Raw genomic sequence first — 19,615 nt, 5'->3', positions numbered from 1 at the left:
GGTACGTCCGCCTCAAAGGCGATTCGGTCTCGATCGAAACGCGTCACCGGGCGATCACTCCGCACCCGAACCTACCGACCGTAGCGGACGCCGTCGCCGTCACGAACGATCGAACCGTCCACGACACGAGTACATGCGTTCGATACGAATATTCCGTAATTAACCTTAACACGGTCAGCGTGGACGTGTCTGTGTTCAGCACACGTCACGTGACTGGACAGTCACCATGAGTAGCAACACTCGCACGCGCCGGCGGCTCTTACAGACCGTCGGCGTCGCAGTTGGAAGTAGTATCGCGATCGGAACGGTGAGCGCGGACGGCGACCACGGCGAAGCGACGTTTTCCGCGGCGCTTACGGCGGAGGAGGCGACCCACGAGGTGGAGACGAACGCCAGCGGCCAGGCTCTCTTCGAGGCCGATCAGGGCGCGGAGACGGTCGACTACCAGGTTCACGTCGATCACATCTGTGACGTCACCGAGGCTCACGTCCACCTGGGTGGCCCGGACGAGGACGGACCGGTCGTCGCCTGGCTCTACCCGGAGGGCGGGACGGGGTCGGCGCTAATCGAGGGACGGTTCGACGGCGTTCTCGCGGAGGGGACGCTGACGGTCGACGACCTCGTCGGCCCGCTCGAGGGGGAGGACCTCGACGCAGTCGTGGAGATCCTCGCGGAAGAGGGCGCGTACGTCAACGTCCACACCGAGGAGAACCCGGAGGGAGAGATCCGGGGACAGATCGTTCCGGAGCGACTGCCCGGCGAGGCGCCGGCCGAAGAGGAACCGGACGACGAGCCTGAAGATGACGACGAGACCGACGAAGAAGACGAACCGGAAGAGGACTCTGAAGAGGAGGACGAAGAAACCGACGAGCCGGAGGAGGACGAAGACGACGCCGTCAGCTCGGCGGCCGACGCACAGGGGCTGCTCGAGGTCACTGCCATGCAGGTCGAGGGCAGCGACGCCGAAGAGGAGTGGATCGAGTTCACGAACACCGGCGACGTGACACTCGAGATGGGGAACTGGTCCGTTCGCGACCGATACGACCACGGCGTCGTCGACGGGCGCGGGTTCAGCCCGGCGGCGTTCCCGCAGGGATTCACCCTCGCGCCGGGCCAGAGCGTTCGGCTCGTAACCGCACCCGGTGAGAACACCGACGAGCGGGTGCACTGGGGCTATAACCAGCACGTCTGGAACGAGGACGGCGACGTGATCATCGTTCTCGACGGGGACGGCGAAACCGTTCTCGAGCACGAGTACGGCGATCCGCCGTCTTCACTCAGCTTTTTGCTCTCGAGAATCGGTTCGCTTTTCGGGTAACGGAAGCCGTTCACCCGTTCGCGCACGGTCGCCGCGCCGTTCCACTTCTTTGGCCGCTCACTCGAGGCCGGCAGCGTACTCGAAATCGATCTCCCGAGCGGTCGGGAGCCGCCCGTCGAGGGGGATCTGCCAGCCGTCGATCCGCGTCGGCTCCTCGAGGGCGTTTGTGAGCGTCGTCCGTACCTCGAGGACGTCGACGCCGTAGAAGTCCCGTGGGACGCCCTGGAAGTACTGGAGAGCGGTCCGAAACAGCGACCGCATCCCGTCGTTGTTCTCGAAGTCGACGCACTTGTACGCCCCCGCGGCGACCTGAACCATTCCGTGAAGAAACATGCTCTCGCGGGTTCCGCGGCCGTAGTTGTACCACTCGTCCTCGAAACAGTCGTGGCTCTCGTGGTAGGCCCCGCTGTTGAACAGTCGAACGCCGTGGATCGTCGCCCGGCGGAGTGTCCCGTGTTCCCAGCGACCCGCCGACTCGAGCCACCCCGCCGGGTTCCCCTCGGGAGCGCCGACGGACGGGTCGCGGGTGTGGTCGTCCATACGCGTTCGTTCGTCCGGTCGTCGGGTAACTCCGTCGGTCACGTACCGAGACGTTCTTAATACGTGTACTGTGGGGGCAGTGGGTTTATCGGGGATGGTGGCTCAGGTACAGATAGATGTACTATCCACATGGGCGATGTGGCGACTGTGGCGAGCGTCTGTATGGGCACATCGATGGCGGGTACCAGTGTGTGAACTGCGGAATCCGGGTTGCTGACGACGAGTTCGACGACGGCGGCAACCAGTCGAAACTGCTCGTCGTCAGGTAACGAACGAAACTCCGTGCGGGGCGAGCGACGAAAGACTTTGTCTGTCGGCGTCGAAGCGGGTTTCGTGTCCTCGAGTCCATCCGACGAGTCGGCGACCGACGATCGCCTCTCCGAGAAGGAACTGTTCGGCCTCGTGCTGGTGGGGATCGTCGTTCTTATGGCGCTCACCGGTTTCGTTCTCGTTCTCGGCGGCCCCTAGCGCCGATTCGACTCGGCCTGCGTACGGGGATCGCCCTCGATCGCCCGCGCCGCGACGTAGGTCACGATCGCGAGACCGACGGCCGTGAGTCCGATGATCGCGAACTGGAGGGTGGTTCTGAGCGGATCGACTCCCCACGGGTTGACGAGCGCGTACAGGCCGATGAAAAAGAGCAGGATCCCGAGCGGAATCAGGTTAACCGCGAGGTCGAGTGCCATCTCCGTATCGAACGCGCTCCGGCTCATGTGCGGTGTACGGCTCGGAGACACAAGTTCCTGTGGGGGAAACGGCTCGAGTCGCCCGCGTCCCCCGTCGGATCCGGCTCGAGAGACCGGGTTCAGAGCCGCCGGACTCGAGGCGCGACGGCCGCCCCGAAACCCGTGAGCACGCCGGCGACGACGATGGCGACCCCGCGACTCGCCAGGCCGGTTACGGTTTCGAATCCGGAGCCGGCCGCGAGGAGACCCGTGCCGAGGGCATACAGCGCCAGCCCGACGATGACGAAGGCGACGCCGAGGCAGGCGGCGGCGAGCCGGGGTCGCGAGAGGTGGCCCGATTCGGCGAGGATGCTGACGAGGCTGCGGGCGAGAAGCAGCAGTCCGCCGACGGCGACGGGAAACAGGTCGAGAATAATCCCGATCTCCGCGGCGACGAGCCCCACGGCGACGAGGATCGGCCAGGGGCTCGTCGCGGGCGGGGAGTCGGTCCGCGTCGAGTGGTCGGCCATGGGCCGGATACGGTCGCAACCCAGTTAGAACTATAGTAGCCACTGAAAGCCATTGCACACCTGCTCACAGCGAGGCGGCCAAGACTGGCGAAATTTCGTCAGTATTGGCCGCTGGATCGTGAGCAGTGTGTAACCCGTTTCAGTTGTTACTATAGCCGGAACGATTCAGGTTCCGTGAGTATCGGTGCGGGTGGGTGTCCGGAACCAAACCGCTCAGACGTCGCGCTCGACGACGAACTCGGTGAACGAGAGCAGCTTCTCGGTCGGCTCGGGCTCGAGATCGAGTCCGCGAACGTTCGCCCTGGCTTCGGCGGCGAGTTCGAGCGCGCGCTCGCGGGCGTAGTCGATGCTGCCGGCGTCCTCGATGATCGACAGCGCATCGAGCACCTCCTCGTCGGTGTTCGTTTCGGCCCCGAGGATCTCCTGGAGGCGCTCGGCCTCGGCGGGGTCGCTTTCCTCGATGGCGTGGATAACGAGCAGCGTCTTCTTACCCTCCCGGACGTCGTTGCCGAACTCCTTGCCGAACTCGCCGGCTCGTCCCAGCGAGTTCTCGACGTCCAGGATGTCGTCGCCGATCTGGAACGCGATCGAGGTGAGTTCGGTGTAGTCGGCGACGGCGGCCGTCACCTCGGGTGACTGGTCGGCGACGATCGCCGCGAGTTGGGCGACGATCCGGCCCAGACAGCCGGTCTTACAGGCGCACATCTCGAGGTACTGCTCGCGACTGATGCGGACATCGCGCTCGTTGTGCCAGCAGATGTCCATCCCCTGGCCGAGGTGGGTCCGGTTGAGTTCGTGCATCAGCATCTCGTAGGCGGCGAGCCTGCGCTCCGCGGGAAGCCCCGCGGGGTCGTTCGTCAGGATCTTCAGCGGCAGGAAGTACATCGCGTTGCCCGCGTTGAGCGCGACGTCCTCGCCGTAAATGTGGTGGAGCGCGGGTTCACCCCGACGGATCGCCGCCCCGTCTTCGACGTCGTCGACGATGATCGTCCCGTTGTGAAGGATCTCCGGGATGCAGGCGTAGGGGAGGTACGGCTCGGGCTCCTCCCCGAACGCCTCGAGAAAGACCAGAAAGAGGACGGCCCGCCACCGCTTCCCGCCCCGGTCGAGGAGGTCCCAGACCGGGTCGGAAAGTGCACACTGGACACCCTCCGAGTCGTAGCTGTAGGTGGCCTCGCCGAAGAACGACTCGAGGTACTCGTCGTCGACTTCTCGTGGGAGGAGGTCAGCGATCGTCTCGTCGATCACCGGCCGCCACTCGGCAAGCGTCTCCCGCATATATCTCACCCTCACAGAGCGGCGTGAAAAAGATTCAGTTCCGACCGCGCTGGACTGGCGCGGGGCTCTCGATGGGCGTCGCGCTAGCGCTCGACCTGTGGCTCGTTTGGAAGCTGTTGGCGCTGGCGGGCGTAGCGGGGGTGGTCGGCGGCCGTGACGTGGTCGAACATGGTTTCGGGATCGGGGTCCTCCTCCGCTTCGGCGGTATCGACGGCGTCCTGAACCGTCTCGCGGGCGGCCTCGTACACCGCCTCGTCGTCCTCCTCGGTCCAGCCGACGGTCGTCTCGAGGTAGTCGCGGGTTCGCTCGAGCGGACAGCCCCACTCCTCGCACTCCGACTCGTCGCGGTAGACGTTCGGATCGTCGGTCGTGGTGTGTGGCCCCTGGCGGAAGGTGACGGCCTCGATTAGCGTCGGGCCGTCGCCCCGCCGTGCGCGCTCCAGGGCGTCCTCGACGACGTCGTACACCGCGAGCACGTCGTTGCCGTCGACCCGGACCCCCTCGATGCCGTAGGCGTCGGCCTTCTGGGCGATCGTCGCGCTCGCGGTCTGGCGCTCCCGGGGAACGGAGATGGCGTAACCGTTGTTCTGACAGAAGAAGACCGCGGGCGCCTCGAAGACGCCGGCGAAGTTCAGCGCCTCGTGGAAGTCGCCCTCGCTGGTCGCGCCGTCGCCGAGGCTGGCCATCGCCGCGACCTCCTCGCCCTTGTAGTCGGCGGCCATGCCGACGCCGACGGCGTGTGGAAGCTGTGTTGCGATCGGAATCGTGATCGGGAACGTCCGCAGTCCCTCGGGATCCTGCCGGTCGACGTAGTTTCCACGGCCCATCAGGTGCCGGAGAACCTCGGACAGCGGGATATCGCGCGAGAGGTACATCGCGTGATCTCGGTAGGTCGGGAACAGGTAGTCCGACTCCCGAAGCGCCATCGCCGAACCCACCTGTGCGGCCTCCTGGCCCTGCATCGGGGCGTAGGTCCCGATACGGCCCTGTCGGTGGAGACTAATCGCTTTTTCGTCGAACGTGCGCGCGAGTACCTGCGTCTCGTACAGTTCACAGAGAACGTCCTCGGAGAGATCAGCGACTCTGGTCTCGTGATCGTTGTCGCTACCCGGCAACACCCGTACGATATCGTCTACCTGACTTGCCATCGAGTTCACCAACGGTCTATCGGAGAAACGCCGCCATCAGTAATAAAAGATCGCCCAAGACAGGGATTGCCAATCATTCGTAGACGTTACTTGAACGGGTTCTACAGATTGTGAACTCATCGTGGCGAACTGGACGCGAAACTGACAATCCCTCACCCGTCACCGGTTCCCCAACAGTTAGGCTCCGACGGCGACACCCTCGCCGCATGGTAACCTGGATCGGAGAAACCGTGACGAGCGATGTCGGGTGGACTCACCTCGAGAACCTGGTCGATATCGGCAACCGGATGGCCGGCAGCGAGGGCGAACGGGAGGCGGCCGAGCTAACGCGAGACGCCCTCGAGGACGCCGGCGCGCGAAACGCCCGACTCGAGAGCTTCGACCTGCAGGGGTGGGCACGCGGCGATAGTTCCGTCAGCACCGGCGACCTCGACCTCGACTGCATCGCGCTCCCGCGCAGTCCCTCGGGGACCGCGAGCGCGGAACTCGTCGACCTGGGTTACGGGCTGCCCGAGGAGTACGAGGAAGCGGATCTCGAGGGGAAGGTCGTCATGGTCAGAAGCGACATTCCCTCCTACTACGACCGCTACGTCCACCGCCGGGAGAAGTACTACCACGCGGTCACGAACGGTGCAGCCGCCTTCGTCTACCGCAACCACGTCGAAGGCTGTCTGCCGCCGACCGGCAGCGTCGGCACCGCCGACGACCCGATCGGCGACGTGCCCGCCGTCGGCGTCTCGAGCGAGGTCGGCGCCCGGCTGACCCGTCGGTTCGAGGGCGAGGAGGTCACGGTGTCGGTCGACGCCGACATCCACGAAACGACGAGCCAGAACGTCCACGCCGAACTCGGCCCCGACACCGACGAGCGCGTGCTCGTGACGAGCCACGTCGACGCCCACGACATCGCTGAGGGTGCCCTCGACAACGGTGCGGGCACTGCGATGGTCGTCGAACTCGCCAACGCCCTGACGAAGCGGGAAGACGACCTCGAGACGCGCGTCGAGTTCGTCGCCTACGGTGCCGAGGAGGTCGGACTCGTCGGCTCTGCGTACCACGCCGAGACGACCGATCACGACTCGATCAAGGCCATCGTCAACAACGACGGCGTCGTCCGCGGGCGCACCCTCTCGATGACCACCCACGGCTTTCCGGAGCTCGAAGAGGCCGCCGAAACGGTCGCCGATCGCTTCGACCATCCCGTCGAAACGATCCCTCGCCTCGGCCCCCACAGCGACCACTGGCCGTTCGTCCAGTGGGGGGTTCCCGGCTACCACGTGATGAGCACTTCCGAGGAGGTCGGCCGCGGCTGGGGCCACACCTTCGCTGACACCCTCGACAAACTCGACCGGCGTGACCTCCCCGAGCAGGCGATCTTGCTCACGGAGCTCACCGTCGAACTCGCCGGCGAGGACCTCGAAATACCCACCCGCACTCCCGACGACCTCATCGAGGATCTCGAGGCCCAGGATCTGGCCGAGGGGATGCGGATCATCGGCGACTGGCCTTACGACGACTGATCGATCCGAACGCGGACGGCGACCGAGTCCACGCGTCCCCCATCCGCACGTTTTTGGTCGCACCCGCGGAACTCGAGTGCATGGAACGTGGCGCGTGGTCGGCGGGCGACGACCCGGTCGTCGGCATCGTCGACGAACTCGAGGCGCTCGATCTCGAGGCGCTCGAATCGGCCGTCACCGAAAACGGGGGCTCGAGCGTCGCGGGCGACGCGGAAACCGTACTGGATGCCACCCCCGATGTGCTGGTGACCCTCGGCGAGTCGGCGTTGACGAGCATCGTTCGCACGGGCGTGGACGTCCCGTCGCTTCCGGTCGGCCCGGTTCGCGGAGTCGGGTCGGTTCCCGCGGAAGACGGCCCCGCGGCCCTGGCCTCGCTGCTCTCGGTCGGCGCGACGGAGTGTCGGCGCCCGCTGCTCGCCGCCGAGCGCGACGGCAGCGTCGAACGGGCGCTGTTCGACGTCACGCTTCTCACCGACGAACCGGCGACGATCTCCGAGTACAGCGTTCGTCTGCCGGCGGCGGACGTCTCACAGTTTCGCGCCGACGGCGTCGTGGTCGCGACGCCCGCGGGCACCCACGGCTACGCGGACGCGGCCGGCGGGCCACAGCTCTCGGCGGACGTCGACGCGGTCGCCGTCGTGCCGATCGCTCCGTTCGTGATGGGGGCGAGTCACTGGGTGCTGCCCGACGACCGCCTCTCGCTGTCGGTCGAACGCGACGAGGGCGACGTGAGCCTCTGTATCGACGACCGGGTCGTCGGCACCGTCGACCCTGGCTCGAGCGTTATCATCGGCGTCGGGGAGACGCTGTCGACGCTCGTCGTCCCGGAGAGCACGCAGGAGTTTGCGTAGCGCCCCGGCCGGGCGCCGGCCGCCGTCATTGGAAAAACTCTAATGGTCGAACCACCGTGGTTCAGGTATGATCACACCAGCGGTACTCGGCCCACTCGACGTCCTCGGGACGGAGGTCGTCGGCGGCGTCACGATCATCGAGTTCGTCCTGCTCGGCCTCGTGGTCGCCAACCTGTTCGCGCGCGCCATCGCTCACCGAACCTACGTTAGGACCGCTCGCGAGGACGGCGTCGACGCGGTCAGTCGAAGCCTGTTCCTCGAGGTCACGAACGTGCTGATCGTCCTCGGCGGGTTCTTCTACATCACCGTCCACCTCCACGGCGGCGTCATCTTCACGGTGCTCGCCCTGGGGCTGTTGATCACGGACTTCTTCGAGTTCGAGGCTCGCCTGGTCGAGGCCCGCACCGAGATCCCACTCGAGCGGCCGAAGGGCGCGCTCGTCGCCTCGTCGGTCGTCTTCCTGTACATCGCCTACCAGTCGCTGTTCTTCATCATCCAGCCGCTGTGGGACGCGGTCGTCTGATCGGCCGACCCGAATTCTCCGTCCGGTCGTCTCGACACCAGCGTCCTACTCCTCGTCGGGTCGCCAGACGTCCGGGAGTACCCCGTAACGCCCGCCGAACTGCAGCGCCATACCGAGGAGCAGCGTCAGGAGAAACGCAACGGTGAGCGCAGGCCGTCCCTCGAGGCCGACGACCGCGAGAACGGCCGAGCCGACCCAGACGAGCAGGCCGAGCCCCTCCCAGACGCGTCCCAGGTAGAACTGCCAGAGCGACAGCGAAAGAACGAACCCACCGAGGGCGGCCGCCAGCACCAGCGCGTCGATGTCAGTCACCGCCGAGAGGGCCACGAGCCCCAGAAACCCGAACAGTGCCACCGTATCGAACCGATCCATCGGTCCCCTCCTCGTCCGGCCGACTGATACCGGTATCGAAACTCAGCTGCCGCCCGCAAGCGGGATCTCCGGCCGCCCCGCGAGTCGATCGAGATCGGCGACGAACGACTCGAGCATCTTCCGGTTGACGTGGGGCATGCAGACGATCCGTAGCTCGTCGGCGCCCGTCCGCGAGAGCCGCCACCCCCTCTCCCGAAGCGCCTCGAACAACGGCGTCGGTACGTCGGCGGCGATCAGCGGCAGCGTCGGCTTGACCACATCGTAGTCGCGATCCGCAAGCGCCTCGGCTAGCCAGCGCGCGTTCGCCATCGACCGTTCGTACTGGGCCGCGTAGCCGCCCGGCCACAGCTCCTCGAGGGCGGCGACCGTACTCGCAACGCCCGCTCCCGACCGGGTGCCGGTCAGGGTCGCCTGGGAGGTCGACTCGAGGTAGGGCGTGTCGACTGCGAGTTCGTCGAGCAGCGCGGCCTCGCGGACGAGCAACCCGCCGGCGGGAACCGCCGCCTGCCCCATCTTGTGGGGATCGATCGCCATCGTGTCGACGGGGGCGTCCGCGAAGCTCCACGCATAATCCGTAAACGGAAGCACGAACCCGCCCCAGGCCGCGTCGACGTGACAGAGCGCCCCGTGTTCGTGGGCGAGTTCGGCCATGTCGGGGATCGGATCGACGCGCCCGTACTCCGTCGAGCCCGCGACAGCGACCACGAGGGCGGTGTCGGCGTCGACGCTCTCGCGGACCGCCGCGAGATCGGCCCGGCGGTCGTCTGCGAGCGGGACGACGCGGAGTTCGACGCCGAGCAGATCCGCGGCCTTCCGAAAGCTGAAGTGACCCGATTCGGGCATGACCACGTTCGGCGTTCGCGAGTCGGCGCGGTCGCGGGCGATCCGAACCGCCTGAATGTTGGCTTCGGTTCCGCCGCTCGTGACGTAGCCCGCAGGATCCTCGAGGTCGGCGACGTCACCGAGCAGCGAGACGGCCCGACGCTCGAGGGCGGCGATCCGCTGGTAGGTGCCGGGGTCGCCGGGGTTCGTCGCGAGAAATCGTTCGGCCGCCTCGCGGGCGACCGGGTGTGGTTCGGTACACATCGAGGAGAGCACCCGATCGAAATCCTGTGGCTCGGCCTCGCGAACGGCGTCCATACAGCTACATCCGTCAGCGGAGTGTTATGGATTGCGTTCCACGACGACTTCGTGAACGCCCCCTCAGCAGTCGTTGTACTCCTCGACGCGGTGCATGTCCGCGACGACGAGGTCGTTGCAGTGTTCGATGTACGTCTCGAAGTCGTGATCGTTCCCCCACCAGTCGGTCACGTCCCAGTCCTGGAAGTTACAGGTGCCGCCTTCGGCCGACCCGTGTTTGCCGAGCGCGTCGTTCCACTCGGCCCAGTTGTATGCGTACCAGCCCAGAACGTCGTCCTCCTGATTGACGTAATTGTAAGTCGCGCCGAAGCCGTCCCGAAGCCCCGGCTGGAGGTTCTCGTGGTCCGGCCAGTCGTTCGGCACGGCCCCGCCGAGCAGGTGCATGCTCCGGACCGCCTCCCAGTCGACGCCCGCGTCCTCGAAGTAGTAGGGGACGGTGAGCGCGACCCGCGTGCCCAGCGAGTGCCCCATGATCCGAACCGTGGGGTCGCCACCGTGGAGGAACCGGTAGTCCCTGACGAACTGCGCCAGCTTCTTGCCGTTCCACCAGGCGATGTCCTTCGAGGTGTCCCAGCCGCAGTCCGAGTCCCACCACCAGCCGACCACCTCGCCGTCGTAGCCGCCCGCGTCGAGGTAGCTCGCGGCGTTCTCGAACGCCCCCTTCGCGTCGTCCTCGCCCTTGTTCTTCCAACCGTGGACGTGAACCAGCAACTCGTCCGCACAACCCCGGTCGAAGCAGGGGACGTCCGTCGTCTCGTAGTGGTCCAGGTCTTCGAGCGCGTTCCCGTCGCAATCGAAGTGGTTCCGGGTCGAGACGTAGCCCGTAGGCCACTCCTCGGCCGTCGCCGTCGTCGTCGCTATGCCCAGCGTCGCAGCCGCCGCAGCCGCCGTTCGCGAGAGGAACCGCCGTCGGTTCGTGCGTGACATTGTATCTCGTGTGAACCTCACGCTCGGTGAACAAATAGTTTATGACCAATGGAAATTATTCGGCCACATCCCGTGCGTTCGGACACGGCTGAAACGGAAAAAACTGGGTTCTGTACGCTCGCTAGCGAACCGAGTCGAGCAGCAGCTTCTGCTCGACGCGCTTGACCTCGTGCTGGACGTCCCGAACCGCGTCGATGTTCGCCGAAATCGAACTCACGCCCTCGTTGACGAGGAACTGGACCATCTCGGGCTTGGAGCCGGCCTGGCCACAGATGCTCGTCTCGACGCCGTGTTCCCGACAGGTTTCGATCACGTCGCCGATCAGGCGGAGCACGGCGGGGTGGAGTTCGTCGAACCGGTCGGCGACGTTCTCGTTGTTCCGGTCGACCGCCAGCGTGTACTGGGTGAGGTCGTTGGTGCCGAACGATGCAAAGTCGATCCCTGCATCGGCCATCTCCTCGACGCCGAGCGCGGAGGCTGGCGTCTCGATCATCACGCCCCAGGTCCGCTTCTCGGGGTCGATGCCGGCGTCGCGCATAAGCCGCTTCGCCCGGTGGACGTCCTCGGCGTCGTTGACCAGCGGGAGCATGAGCTCGACGTTGTCGTAGCCCATGTCGTACAGCCGGCGGAACGCCTCGAGTTCGTGGGCGAACAGCTCAGGTTTGTCGAGGCTGCGGCGGATGCCACGGTAGCCGAGCATCGGGTTGTGCTCGTTGGGCTCGTTCTCGCCGCCCTGGAGCTGTCGGAACTCGTCCGTGGGGGCGTCGAGGGTGCGCACTCGCACCGGTCGCGGATAGAACTCGTCGGCGACGGCGCGGATGCCGTCGATGAGTTCGCCAACGTAGGCGTCCTCCCCGTTGTCGTCGATGTATCGCTCGGGTGTCTTCCCCAGCGAGAGAATCATGTGCTCGACGCGCAGCAGGCCAACGCCGTCAGCACCCGTCGCCGCGGCCCGCTGGGCCGCCTCCGGAATCGAGACGTTGACCTTGACCTCGGTGGCGGTCATCGGTTTCACCGGCGACTGCGGACGGACTTCCTCGACGGGTTTGCGCTCCTCCTCGACGTCCGCCTCGCCCTCGAGGATCGTTCCCTTGTCGCCGTCGATGGTGATGAACTGGCCGTCCTCGAGCACGGTCGTCGCGTTGGTCGTGCCGACGACGGCGGGGACGCCCAGCTCCCGGGAGACGATGGCGGCGTGGCTGGTCATGCCGCCCTCGTCGGTGACGATTCCGGCGGCGCGTTTCATCGCCGGCACCATGTCCGGCGTGGTCATCTCGGTGACGATGATGTCGCCTTCGCCCACCTTGTCGAGTTCGTCGAGCTTGCGGACGATCTTGGCCGCGCCCGTCGCCTTCCCCGGACTCGAGCCGAGGCCGTCGACCAGCACGTCACCGCTGCTTCCGGAGTCGGTCGATCCGGCTTCGACGGCACGGGTGCCGCTGCCGTCGGTGACGCCCTCGTCCGCGGCTCCCGCCGCCTTCGAGGCCTGCATTTCGGCGTCCGCACCGCTCCCCTCGTTGATCGTCGTGATGGGGCGGGACTGGAGCATGTAGTCCTCCTCACCGATCATCGCCCACTCGACGTCCTGGGGCGTGTCGTAGTGGTCTTCGACGTGTTCACCGAGTTCGACGAGTCGCTCGATATCAGCGTCGGAGAGGACTCGCTCCTTGCGCATCTCTTCGGGAACCTCGCGTTCGACGGTTTCGCCCGTCCGCTCGTCCTTCTCGTGGAGCACCTTCTTCTCGGCGATGGTGACGTCCACCGAGCCGTCTTCCCGGGAGACGACGTAGTTATCCGGGGAGACGGCCCCGGAGACGACGGCCTCGCCGAGCCCCCAGGCGGCCTCGATGATCATGGTCGGATCGCCGGTCGAGGGGTGACTCGTGAACATCACGCCCGACTTCTCGGCGTCGACCATCTGCTGGACGACGACGGCGATGTTCACCGCCGAGTGGTCGAAGCCCTGCTCCTGGCGGTAGTAGATCGCCCGCTGCGTGAAGAGGGAGGCCCAGCATCGGCGGACGCGGTCGAGCAGATCCTCCTCGGTGATGTTGAGGAAGGTCTCCTGTTGGCCGGCGAAGGAGGCGTCGGGGAGGTCTTCGGCGGTCGCCGACGAACGGACGGCGACGAACGCCTCCCCGTCACCGACCTCGCGGTAGGCCGCGATGATCTCCTCGCGTAGCTCCTCGGGAAACGGCGTCTCCCGAATGAGCTCCTGTGCTCGGTCGGCCGCCCCGGCCAGCGCGCTCGAGTCGTCGGCGTCGACGTCGACGGCCTCGAACAGCTCCTCGTCGATGCCGGCTTCCTCGATGAACGTTCGGTAGGTGCCCGCCGTAACCACGAATCCGGGCGGGACCGGCAACCCCGCACCGGTGAGTTCACCCAGAGAAGCACCTTTGCCGCCGACCGTCTCGAGGTCGTCGGCGCTGATCTCGTCCAGCCAGAGTACAGCCATCTGTACCAGCAGGGACACCGGAGCGAATAAAGAACCTTGCGAACAATGCAGACAATTCGTGACTCGTAGGCGAGTGAGTTTCTCGGTTAGCAACCGCCCTATCGGCGAAACGGCCGCTGTTAGGGGTCGCACTATCGGTGATCGAGAACCCCACCTCGAGTGTCTCCCCTCCCCGGATTAGGCCTCGAGAATGCCGTCGTCCTCGTCCTCGGGGACGATCAGCGAGCCGTCGAGGGCGGTCACCCCACGACCCCCAACGCGAACCGAATCGCCGACCCGAACGCGCACGGTTCCGGGCCGGTCGAGGTAGTGGCCCTGCTCGAGTCGAAGTTCCTCGGGGAACGGATCGAACGCGCCGTAGCGCTCGAGGTAGGCGCCGACCGCGCCGCTCGCGGTTCCGGTGACGGGATCCTCCGGAACGCCCGCCCCGGGAGCGAACATCCGGCCGTGCAGCGTCGACTCGGCGGCGAGCGTGTCGAAGGTGAACAGGTAGAGGCCGGTCGCGTCGACCTCGTCGGTGAGCGCCTCGATCGCCGCCAGATCCGGAGCCGCGTTGCCGACGTCCTGGAGGTACGTGATCGGCACCATCAGGAACGGTAGTCCGGTCGACGCGACCGCGAGCGGCAGGTCCTCCCGGGCGCCCTCGAGGCCCGTCACCTCGACGCCCAGGGCGTCCGCCACCTCGTCGTAGTCGAGAGCGACCTCCCGAATGTCGGGATTGTCCTGGGTCATCCAGACGGTTCCGTCGGACTCGACGTCGATCTCGAGCACCCCGACGTTCGTCTCGAGGGTCGTCGTTCCGGGCTCGAGGCACTCATCGTGAAGGTGAGAGAACGAGCCGATCGTCGCGTGTCCACAGAGGTCGACCTCCTGGGTCGGCGTGAAGTACCGGAGCCGGTAGTCGGCGTCCGGACTCGAGCGGAGAAACGCCGTCTCGCTCACCGCGAGTTCGCGAGCGATCGACTGCATCTGTGCGGGCGAGAGGTCGTCGGCCCCAGGAACGACGCCGGCGGCGTTGCCGGACAGCGGCTCGTCCGTGAAGGCGTCGACCTGCAGGACGCGAATCGTCTCCATGCCGTCGGTATTCTCGGGTGTGCGTATCAATCCACCGTCAGCCTCTCGAGTCGCAACCGTCGGACTGAACCCCCTCCGCGCGCGACGGGAACCGCTTTACCCGCACAGACTAACCTCGAGTCGTGCAACAAAGCGGCGAACCGACCGACGCCGAAATCGAGCGCACCGCCGGACAGGCGTGGTTCGCGGGCGGACTGTTCCTCGGGTTCGGCGCCTCGCCGTTGATCGCCCTTCTGGTGTACGGTGCGGCCTCCCTGTTCTTCGAGGGCTCGCTCGCCGCGCTGATCGTCCTGGTAGCAGCACTGTTGAGCTTCGCCGTGGGGCTGGCTTACGTCGCGCTGGCGCGAACCCTCGAGGAGTAAGCGAGCGACTACTCGACCCGCCCGCCGGCGACTCTCACGGTGAGGGAGTCCCCCGAGTCCTCTGGGATTGACACCGAAACCTCGACCGTGTGCTGGAGGCCGTTTTCAGGCTCCGTCGCGTCGGATTCAGCCGCGCCGATGTCGAACGTCTCCCGCTCGCCGTCGACCGCGAGCCAGTACCGGCCCGGCTCGGATGCGATGACGGCGATTCTCGTCGTCACGTCCGTCCCCGGTTTCGGCTGCTCGAGGAACGTGACCGACTCGAGGGCGAGTTCCGGACCCTCGAGGTCGACCTCGAGATCCGTCTCGAATGTGGTCGTGTAGACTGGGGCCTCCTCGTCATCGTCCCCACCGTTCCCGTTCGGCTCGTCGGAAAGAATTTCGACGCCGAGCGCCGCTTCGACGTTCGCGATCCGGTTGCAGATCGTCTGCTCGGCGGAGCCGGCGAACAGCAGGCCGACGAGTTCGCCATCCTCGAGGAAGACCGCCGAGCCGCTGTCGCCCGGTTCGGACATGTGGCCGGTGATCAGTTGCTCTCGGAGGGTGATCGTTCCCTGCGCCCCGAAGTCCACGTTGACGCTCGCGCCGGTCGCCTCGACCGTCGCGCTCGTCACGCCCGTCGTTCGGCCGGTTTTGGTGACCGCCTCGTCGCGGAGTTCCTCGTATTCGTCGCGACGAATTCCGGTCGGCCACTCCCCCTCGAGTTCGTAGTACTGCGCCGTCTCCTGCTCGCGGTCGACCGAGCGGGCGGCGGCGTCGACCCGGACGCCGTCCTCGATGGGGACGTATCCGGCCAGGTCGCCGACTTCGTCCTCGTGGTCGCCGCCGTCGTGTGGCGAGGGCTGCAGGATCGGCTCGCCGAGATCCGCCTCGTTCGATCGAGCGTAGACGTGGTTGTTCGACAGTCGAACGAGGTCGCCGGCGGCGACGGATTCGCTCCAGACGGACCCGCTCGCACCGTCGGCTCCATCACCGGTATCCGTGTCGCCGGTGGCACCAGCGCGGGTCGTCGACGTCTCTTCCGTGACGCGAGCGGGGTATGGTCCGCCGGTTCCCGCCGTCGAGTTCGCGTTGATCTCGCTGACCCCCGCGGGAACCGGGCGGTGGCGGTCGCCGCGTCCCTCGAGCGCCTCGGGCATCGGCTCGAGGGTCGACAGCGGCTCGAACCCCTCGCGTTCGTCGTCGTAGCCCGCATCGACGACGTCGACGGCTACGTCGGCGTCGGTTTCCTGGACGCGCTTTTCGACGTTATCCTCGTCGGTGAGCGTTTCGGGCGGCACCTTCTGGGAGACGAACACTCGCACCCGGTTGCGACCCTCGTCGTAGTCGACGCCGATCACGTTCGCACACTCGAGGAGATACTCGTAGTCTTCTGTCGTTGGCATCGTGGTGACTCACCTGAATAGGTACAGGTAATAGCCGACGGTCGATAGGTCTATGGGGCTATTGCCCGGAACGAATGGCCAGTCCCGCGTTTCACCCCACTTAAGAGGGACGCCCGCCTCGCCTGAGGTAGGTGGCTACCAGCAATGTCCGACCTACCGGACGACTTCAACTGCACGATTACCAACTGGGAGTACATTTACAGCCTCTGTCGCGACGTCAGTGACGACGTTCGCCGGGACGACTTCGAGCCGGACGTCATCGTGGCACTGGCCCGCGGCGGCTGGTTCGCCGGTCGCTGTGTCTGTGACTTCCTCGGGATGGACGATCTGGCGAGTCTGAAGATGGAACACTACGTCGGCACCGCCGAGAAATCCGGCGAGCCCACGGTCAGGTATCCGATGCCGGAGGGGAGCGTCGAGGGCAAGGACGTCCTCATCATTGACGACATCGCCGATACCGGCGGCTCGATCAAGCGCGCTCACGAGTACGTCGAAGAGCGAAACGCGGGGGAAGTCCGCACCGCGACTCTCCAGCTCCTCCAGACGAGCGAGTTCGAACCCGATTACATCGGCGAGCGACTCGAGGAGTGGGCGTGGGTCGTCTACCCCTGGAACTTCATCGAGGACATGATCGATCTCATCTCCGGCGTGATGGAGCAGGCCGACCAGGACGCGTTCTCGAAGGACGAGATCCGCCACTACCTGAACGACTTTCACAACGTCGAGCGCATCGAGATGGAGATCGCCCAGCCCAACCGACTCACCGAAGTGCTGACCGAGATGGAACGCCGCGAGGTCGTCGAGATGACCGCTCCCGGCGAGTGGGTGCTCACGGACTGAAACGGTCCGCTGTACCGATTTGCGAGACCAATTATAGGGCGGCTCGCGGTTGCGCAGGTGCTGTTAGTAGTCCGTACGAATCGAGCGAGAGCCTCGAGTTCCCACGATAGCACCGCCCCTCAGTCGTCGGTCGACGCGGATGCGGCCGTTTCTCCGTCCTCCGCGTTCGTGTCGTCGACGATCGACTCCTTCCAGGTGCCGCGGGTGAAGTAGGCGACGGCGGCGATCGCGCCGACGATATCCCCGACGACCACGCCCAGCCAGATCCCCGTCGTTCCCCAGCCCTCGACGAACACCAGGTAGTAGGTGACCGGCACGCGAGCGATCCAGAGCGTGACCACGGAGAAGACGAGCGCCGTCTTCGTGTTGCCCGCGCCGCGGAACGCCCCCAGGATCACCTGCAGGACGCCCATGAAGACGAACATCGCCGCCGCGATCTGCAGGTAGGTCGTCCCGTGGGCGAGCGTTTCGGCCCGCCCCTCGACGTCCGCGGTGAGGAAGACCGCCACGATCGGCTCGGGAAACAGAAACGCGAGCAGTCCGGCCCCGAGCATGATCGCCGCGATGGCACCCGAGGCGATCCACGTCGCCGTTTCCGCCCGGTCGGGCTTACCCGCGCCCAGGTTCTGGCCGACGATCGTGTCCGTCGCCTGGCCCATCCCCATCGCCGGCAGGAACGCCAGCGAGATCAGCCGGTTGCCCAGTCCGTAGGCGGCGACGACCGCGGGGGGGAACGTCGCCACCATGGCCGTCAGCGTGATCATCGCGAGCGAACTCATCGACTGCTCGAGCGCCGTCGGCACGCCCAGGCGGCTGATCTTCGAGACGTACTCCCAGCGCGGAATCAGGTGGTCGGGTTCGATCTCGGGGCCGACGTCCGTGTAGAACAGGACGTAGAACCCGATGCCCGTCGCCACGGCTCTCGAGAGCACCGTGGCGACGGCAGCGCCCTGGATCTCGAGGCGCGGGAACGGGCCGACGCCGAAGATCAACAGCGGGTCGATCGCGAGATTGATCACGACGCTGACGATCATCACGCGCATCGGTGCGCGGGTGTTGCCGTAGCCCCGCATGAGCGAGACGAAGATGAAGAAGCCGAACAGGAACGGCATCCCCAGGAAGAACACCCGCATGTAGTCGGCCGCCAGTGGGATGATCCGGGCCTGCGTCTCGGCGTCGGCGGGCAGCAGCGCGAGCATCGGATCGGTGACGAAGTACCCCAGGATACCGAGCACGATCGCGACGATCGTGATGAACGAGAGCGTCTGGCCGGCGATCAGCCCACCCTTGCCGCTGTCCGCACCGGTGTGCTGGGCGATCAGGATCGCCCCCGCGGCGGTGAAGCCGCCGCCGATCGAGATCAGAAAGAAGATCAGCGGAAAGGCGAGCGAGAGTGCCCCGACGGCGTCGGGCGAGAGCGCGCCGAGCCAGAACGTGTCGCCGACGTTGTAGGCGACCTGCAGCAGCTGGATGACCACGAGCGGCCACGCCAGCACGAACATCGGCCGGAGGAGCGACCCCTCGGTGAGCTCGCTCGAGGCCGACGACTGGTGTTCGGAGTTCGGTTCTCGCTCGGGGGACATACGAACCGAAATAGCTCTCCACCTATTTGAACGCTCGTAGCACCTGATAACACGGCCCGTGCGCTGACTCGAGGAAACGATTCGATTTCCTGTCACCCCGCGAGCCGCCGAACCCACACGGTTTACGTCCCTCCCGGATCCAGTAGCGAGCATGACCATCGGCGTCATCGGCGGCAGCGGAATCTACGAGGCACTGCCACTCGAGAACGTGTCGAGGAAATCGGTTTCGACGCCCTACGGCGAACCGAGCGACGACCTGACGGTCGGCGAACTCGGCGGCGAGGAGGTCGTCTTCCTCCCGCGTCACGGTGAGGACCACCAGCACACGCCGACCGACGCGAGCTACCGGGCGAACATCTACGCGCTCAAGCAGGCCGGCGTCGACCGCGTCATCGCGACGAACGCCGTCGGCAGCCTCCGCGAGGAGCTCCCCCCCCAGACGCTCGTCGTCCCGGACCAGATTTTCGATCGCACCAAACACCGCACGCCGACGTTCTTCGGCGACGGCATGGTCGTCCACATGGGTTTCGCGGAACCCTACTGCCCGGAGATGGTGTCCCATCTCGCCGGCGCCGCCCGCGAGGTGCTACGCACATCGGACAGTGCGAGCGGTGAAACCGCGAGCCGCGAAGCGACCGACGCCGAGGTCTCGGAGAACGGCACCTACGTCTGCATCGAGGGACCGCAGTACTCGACGAAAGCCGAGAGCGAGTTCTACCGCGCCCAGGGGTGGGACGTCGTCGGCATGACCGCGATCCCCGAGGCGAAACTCGCCCGCGAGGCCGAGCTGAGCTACGCCACCGTCGCGGGCGTCACCGACTACGACGTCTGGAAAGCGGACAGCGAGGTCACTCTCGAGGAGGTCCTCGAGAACGCCGCCGCCAACCAGGAGTCGATCAACGAGGTCATCGAACACGCGATCCGAACGATGCCCGAGGACTTCGAGAGCCACGCCTGGTCGGCGCTCGAGGGAACCATCAACACCCCCACGGACGCGATCCCGAAGGAAACGCGTGAGCGAATCGACCTGTTTGCCGGCGAGTACCTCGAGTAACGTCGACAGTCGCTCGCGATCCCACTGACGTGGACGGAATACCCCTCGCCGAT

Annotated in this window: 21 protein-coding genes; 9 read left to right on the top strand and 12 right to left on the bottom strand. The window is 66.2% G+C overall.

All coding sequences use genetic code 11. From position 1 onward, the window contains the following. The first annotated feature begins 226 nt into the window (after positions 1–226). Positions 227–1,318, top strand: coding sequence for a CHRD domain-containing protein (locus AC6I6S_RS14050; RefSeq protein WP_497950961.1), 1,092 nt, complete (start codon positions 227–229; stop codon positions 1,316–1,318). A gap of 57 nt (positions 1,319–1,375) precedes the next feature. Here the strand turns inward: AC6I6S_RS14050 and AC6I6S_RS14045 are convergent, their stop codons facing one another. Continuing rightward, positions 1,376–1,858 (bottom strand): DUF309 domain-containing protein, encoded by a 483-nt coding sequence (locus AC6I6S_RS14045; RefSeq protein WP_497950959.1) that lies wholly within the window; start codon positions 1,856–1,858, stop codon positions 1,376–1,378. A 116-nt stretch (positions 1,859–1,974) separates the two neighbouring features. On the opposite strand from AC6I6S_RS14045, the gene AC6I6S_RS14040 reads away from it, so the two are divergent. Together AC6I6S_RS14040 and AC6I6S_RS14035 are read left to right on the top strand one after the other, a co-directional pair. After that, the gene (locus AC6I6S_RS14040; RefSeq protein ID WP_497950958.1) at positions 1,975–2,127 is read left to right on the top strand and encodes a hypothetical protein; all 153 of its coding nucleotides are present in this window, start codon (positions 1,975–1,977) and stop codon (positions 2,125–2,127) included. A gap of 64 nt (positions 2,128–2,191) precedes the next feature. Beyond that, the gene (locus AC6I6S_RS14035; protein WP_497950957.1) at positions 2,192–2,326 is read left to right on the top strand and encodes a hypothetical protein; all 135 of its coding nucleotides are present in this window, start codon (positions 2,192–2,194) and stop codon (positions 2,324–2,326) included. Here AC6I6S_RS14035 and AC6I6S_RS14030 read toward each other — a convergent pair. The 4 genes from AC6I6S_RS14030 to pdhA form a co-directional block, all read right to left on the bottom strand. Further along, complete coding sequence (locus tag AC6I6S_RS14030; protein WP_497950955.1) at positions 2,323–2,571, bottom strand: DUF6684 family protein; 249 nt, start codon at positions 2,569–2,571, stop codon at positions 2,323–2,325. The genes AC6I6S_RS14035 and AC6I6S_RS14030 overlap by 4 nt on opposite strands. A 92-nt stretch (positions 2,572–2,663) precedes the next feature. Beyond that, positions 2,664–3,053 carry a DUF7541 family protein gene (locus AC6I6S_RS14025; protein WP_497950954.1) on the bottom strand — a complete coding sequence of 130 codons (390 nt, stop codon included), beginning with the start codon at positions 3,051–3,053 and terminating at the stop codon, positions 2,664–2,666. A 213-nt stretch (positions 3,054–3,266) separates the two neighbouring features. After that, positions 3,267–4,331, bottom strand: a complete 1,065-nt coding sequence (locus tag AC6I6S_RS14020; RefSeq protein ID WP_497950952.1) for a polyprenyl synthetase family protein — start codon at positions 4,329–4,331, stop codon at positions 3,267–3,269. An 83-nt stretch (positions 4,332–4,414) separates the two neighbouring features. Next, positions 4,415–5,479, bottom strand: a complete 1,065-nt coding sequence (pdhA, locus tag AC6I6S_RS14015) for a pyruvate dehydrogenase (acetyl-transferring) E1 component subunit alpha (RefSeq protein ID WP_497950951.1) — start codon at positions 5,477–5,479, stop codon at positions 4,415–4,417. A 206-nt stretch (positions 5,480–5,685) separates the two neighbouring features. Between pdhA and AC6I6S_RS14010 the strand changes: the two genes are divergently transcribed. From AC6I6S_RS14010 to AC6I6S_RS14000, 3 genes are all read left to right on the top strand, one after another. Next, positions 5,686–6,996, top strand: a complete 1,311-nt coding sequence (locus AC6I6S_RS14010; RefSeq protein WP_497950949.1) for a M28 family peptidase — start codon at positions 5,686–5,688, stop codon at positions 6,994–6,996. An 80-nt stretch (positions 6,997–7,076) separates the two neighbouring features. Continuing rightward, the gene (locus tag AC6I6S_RS14005) at positions 7,077–7,847 is read left to right on the top strand and encodes an NAD(+)/NADH kinase (RefSeq protein WP_497950948.1); all 771 of its coding nucleotides are present in this window, start codon (positions 7,077–7,079) and stop codon (positions 7,845–7,847) included. Positions 7,848–7,914: 67 nt separating this feature from the next. Then, entirely contained in the window at positions 7,915–8,370 is a 456-nt protein-coding gene (locus tag AC6I6S_RS14000) for a DUF7313 family protein (protein WP_497950946.1), read from the top strand. 45 nt (positions 8,371–8,415) lie between these two features. Here AC6I6S_RS14000 and AC6I6S_RS13995 read toward each other — a convergent pair whose 3' ends face one another. The 5 genes from AC6I6S_RS13995 to AC6I6S_RS13975 form a co-directional block, all read right to left on the bottom strand. Next, positions 8,416–8,742 (bottom strand): hypothetical protein, encoded by a 327-nt coding sequence (locus tag AC6I6S_RS13995; protein WP_497950945.1) that lies wholly within the window; start codon positions 8,740–8,742, stop codon positions 8,416–8,418. A 42-nt stretch (positions 8,743–8,784) separates the two neighbouring features. Beyond that, positions 8,785–9,882 (bottom strand): tyrosine decarboxylase MfnA, encoded by a 1,098-nt coding sequence (gene mfnA, locus AC6I6S_RS13990; protein ID WP_497950944.1) that lies wholly within the window; start codon positions 9,880–9,882, stop codon positions 8,785–8,787. A 63-nt stretch (positions 9,883–9,945) separates the two neighbouring features. Then, positions 9,946–10,809 (bottom strand): lipase family protein, encoded by an 864-nt coding sequence (locus AC6I6S_RS13985; RefSeq protein WP_497950943.1) that lies wholly within the window; start codon positions 10,807–10,809, stop codon positions 9,946–9,948. 121 nt (positions 10,810–10,930) lie between these two features. Next, positions 10,931–13,264, bottom strand: a complete 2,334-nt coding sequence (gene ppsA, locus AC6I6S_RS13980; RefSeq protein ID WP_497950941.1) for a phosphoenolpyruvate synthase — start codon at positions 13,262–13,264, stop codon at positions 10,931–10,933. Between the two features lie 177 nt (positions 13,265–13,441). Then, positions 13,442–14,338, bottom strand: coding sequence for a PhzF family phenazine biosynthesis protein (locus AC6I6S_RS13975; RefSeq protein ID WP_497950940.1), 897 nt, complete (start codon positions 14,336–14,338; stop codon positions 13,442–13,444). A 122-nt stretch (positions 14,339–14,460) separates the two neighbouring features. Between AC6I6S_RS13975 and AC6I6S_RS13970 the strand changes: the two genes are divergently transcribed. Next, a complete protein-coding gene (locus AC6I6S_RS13970) occupies positions 14,461–14,700 on the top strand; it encodes a hypothetical protein (RefSeq protein WP_497950939.1) in 240 nt (79 codons plus the stop codon). Positions 14,701–14,708: 8 nt separating this feature from the next. Here the strand turns inward: AC6I6S_RS13970 and AC6I6S_RS13965 are convergent, their stop codons facing one another. Then, on the bottom strand, positions 14,709–16,085 hold the full coding sequence (locus tag AC6I6S_RS13965; RefSeq protein ID WP_497950938.1) for a hypothetical protein: 1,377 nt from the start codon (positions 16,083–16,085) through the stop codon (positions 14,709–14,711). Positions 16,086–16,229: 144 nt separating this feature from the next. On the opposite strand from AC6I6S_RS13965, the gene AC6I6S_RS13960 reads away from it, so the two are divergent. Further along, positions 16,230–16,925 carry a phosphoribosyltransferase gene (locus tag AC6I6S_RS13960; RefSeq protein WP_497950936.1) on the top strand — a complete coding sequence of 232 codons (696 nt, stop codon included), beginning with the start codon at positions 16,230–16,232 and terminating at the stop codon, positions 16,923–16,925. 119 nt (positions 16,926–17,044) lie between these two features. On the opposite strand, the gene AC6I6S_RS13955 is transcribed toward AC6I6S_RS13960, so the two are convergent. After that, positions 17,045–18,508, bottom strand: a complete 1,464-nt coding sequence (locus AC6I6S_RS13955) for an MATE family efflux transporter (protein WP_497950935.1) — start codon at positions 18,506–18,508, stop codon at positions 17,045–17,047. 151 nt (positions 18,509–18,659) lie between these two features. Between AC6I6S_RS13955 and mtnP the strand changes: the two genes are divergently transcribed. Then, positions 18,660–19,562: an S-methyl-5'-thioadenosine phosphorylase gene (gene mtnP, locus AC6I6S_RS13950; RefSeq protein ID WP_497950934.1), complete on the top strand. Its 903-nt coding sequence runs from the start codon at positions 18,660–18,662 to the stop codon at positions 19,560–19,562. The last annotated feature ends 53 nt before the right edge of the window (positions 19,563–19,615 follow it).

Source organism: Natrononativus sp. DTA114, assembly GCF_059736515.1.
Note: the sequence above shows the minus strand (reverse complement) of the source record. Positions and strands in the feature narration are given on the sequence as shown.

Bases quoted from the DNA above. Each gene is read 5' to 3' on its own strand.
- AC6I6S_RS14050 (WP_497950961.1), top strand. From the start codon at position 227: ATGAGTAGCAACACTCGCACGCGCCGGCGGCTCTTACAGACCGTCGGC.
- AC6I6S_RS14045 (WP_497950959.1), bottom strand. From the start codon at position 1,858: ATGGACGACCACACCCGCGACCCGTCCGTCGGCGCTCCCGAGGGGAAC.
- AC6I6S_RS14040 (WP_497950958.1), top strand. From the start codon at position 1,975: ATGTACTATCCACATGGGCGATGTGGCGACTGTGGCGAGCGTCTGTAT.
- AC6I6S_RS14030 (WP_497950955.1), bottom strand. From the start codon at position 2,571: ATGAGCCGGAGCGCGTTCGATACGGAGATGGCACTCGACCTCGCGGTT.
- AC6I6S_RS14025 (WP_497950954.1), bottom strand. From the start codon at position 3,053: ATGGCCGACCACTCGACGCGGACCGACTCCCCGCCCGCGACGAGCCCC.
- AC6I6S_RS14020 (WP_497950952.1), bottom strand. From the start codon at position 4,331: ATGCGGGAGACGCTTGCCGAGTGGCGGCCGGTGATCGACGAGACGATC.
- pdhA (WP_497950951.1), bottom strand. From the start codon at position 5,479: ATGGCAAGTCAGGTAGACGATATCGTACGGGTGTTGCCGGGTAGCGAC.
- AC6I6S_RS14010 (WP_497950949.1), top strand. From the start codon at position 5,686: ATGGTAACCTGGATCGGAGAAACCGTGACGAGCGATGTCGGGTGGACT.
- AC6I6S_RS14005 (WP_497950948.1), top strand. From the start codon at position 7,077: ATGGAACGTGGCGCGTGGTCGGCGGGCGACGACCCGGTCGTCGGCATC.
- AC6I6S_RS14000 (WP_497950946.1), top strand. From the start codon at position 7,915: ATGATCACACCAGCGGTACTCGGCCCACTCGACGTCCTCGGGACGGAG.
- AC6I6S_RS13995 (WP_497950945.1), bottom strand. From the start codon at position 8,742: ATGGATCGGTTCGATACGGTGGCACTGTTCGGGTTTCTGGGGCTCGTG.
- mfnA (WP_497950944.1), bottom strand. From the start codon at position 9,882: ATGGACGCCGTTCGCGAGGCCGAGCCACAGGATTTCGATCGGGTGCTC.
- AC6I6S_RS13985 (WP_497950943.1), bottom strand. From the start codon at position 10,809: ATGTCACGCACGAACCGACGGCGGTTCCTCTCGCGAACGGCGGCTGCG.
- ppsA (WP_497950941.1), bottom strand. From the start codon at position 13,264: ATGGCTGTACTCTGGCTGGACGAGATCAGCGCCGACGACCTCGAGACG.
- AC6I6S_RS13975 (WP_497950940.1), bottom strand. From the start codon at position 14,338: ATGGAGACGATTCGCGTCCTGCAGGTCGACGCCTTCACGGACGAGCCG.
- AC6I6S_RS13965 (WP_497950938.1), bottom strand. From the start codon at position 16,085: ATGCCAACGACAGAAGACTACGAGTATCTCCTCGAGTGTGCGAACGTG.
- AC6I6S_RS13960 (WP_497950936.1), top strand. From the start codon at position 16,230: ATGTCCGACCTACCGGACGACTTCAACTGCACGATTACCAACTGGGAG.
- AC6I6S_RS13955 (WP_497950935.1), bottom strand. From the start codon at position 18,508: ATGTCCCCCGAGCGAGAACCGAACTCCGAACACCAGTCGTCGGCCTCG.
- mtnP (WP_497950934.1), top strand. From the start codon at position 18,660: ATGACCATCGGCGTCATCGGCGGCAGCGGAATCTACGAGGCACTGCCA.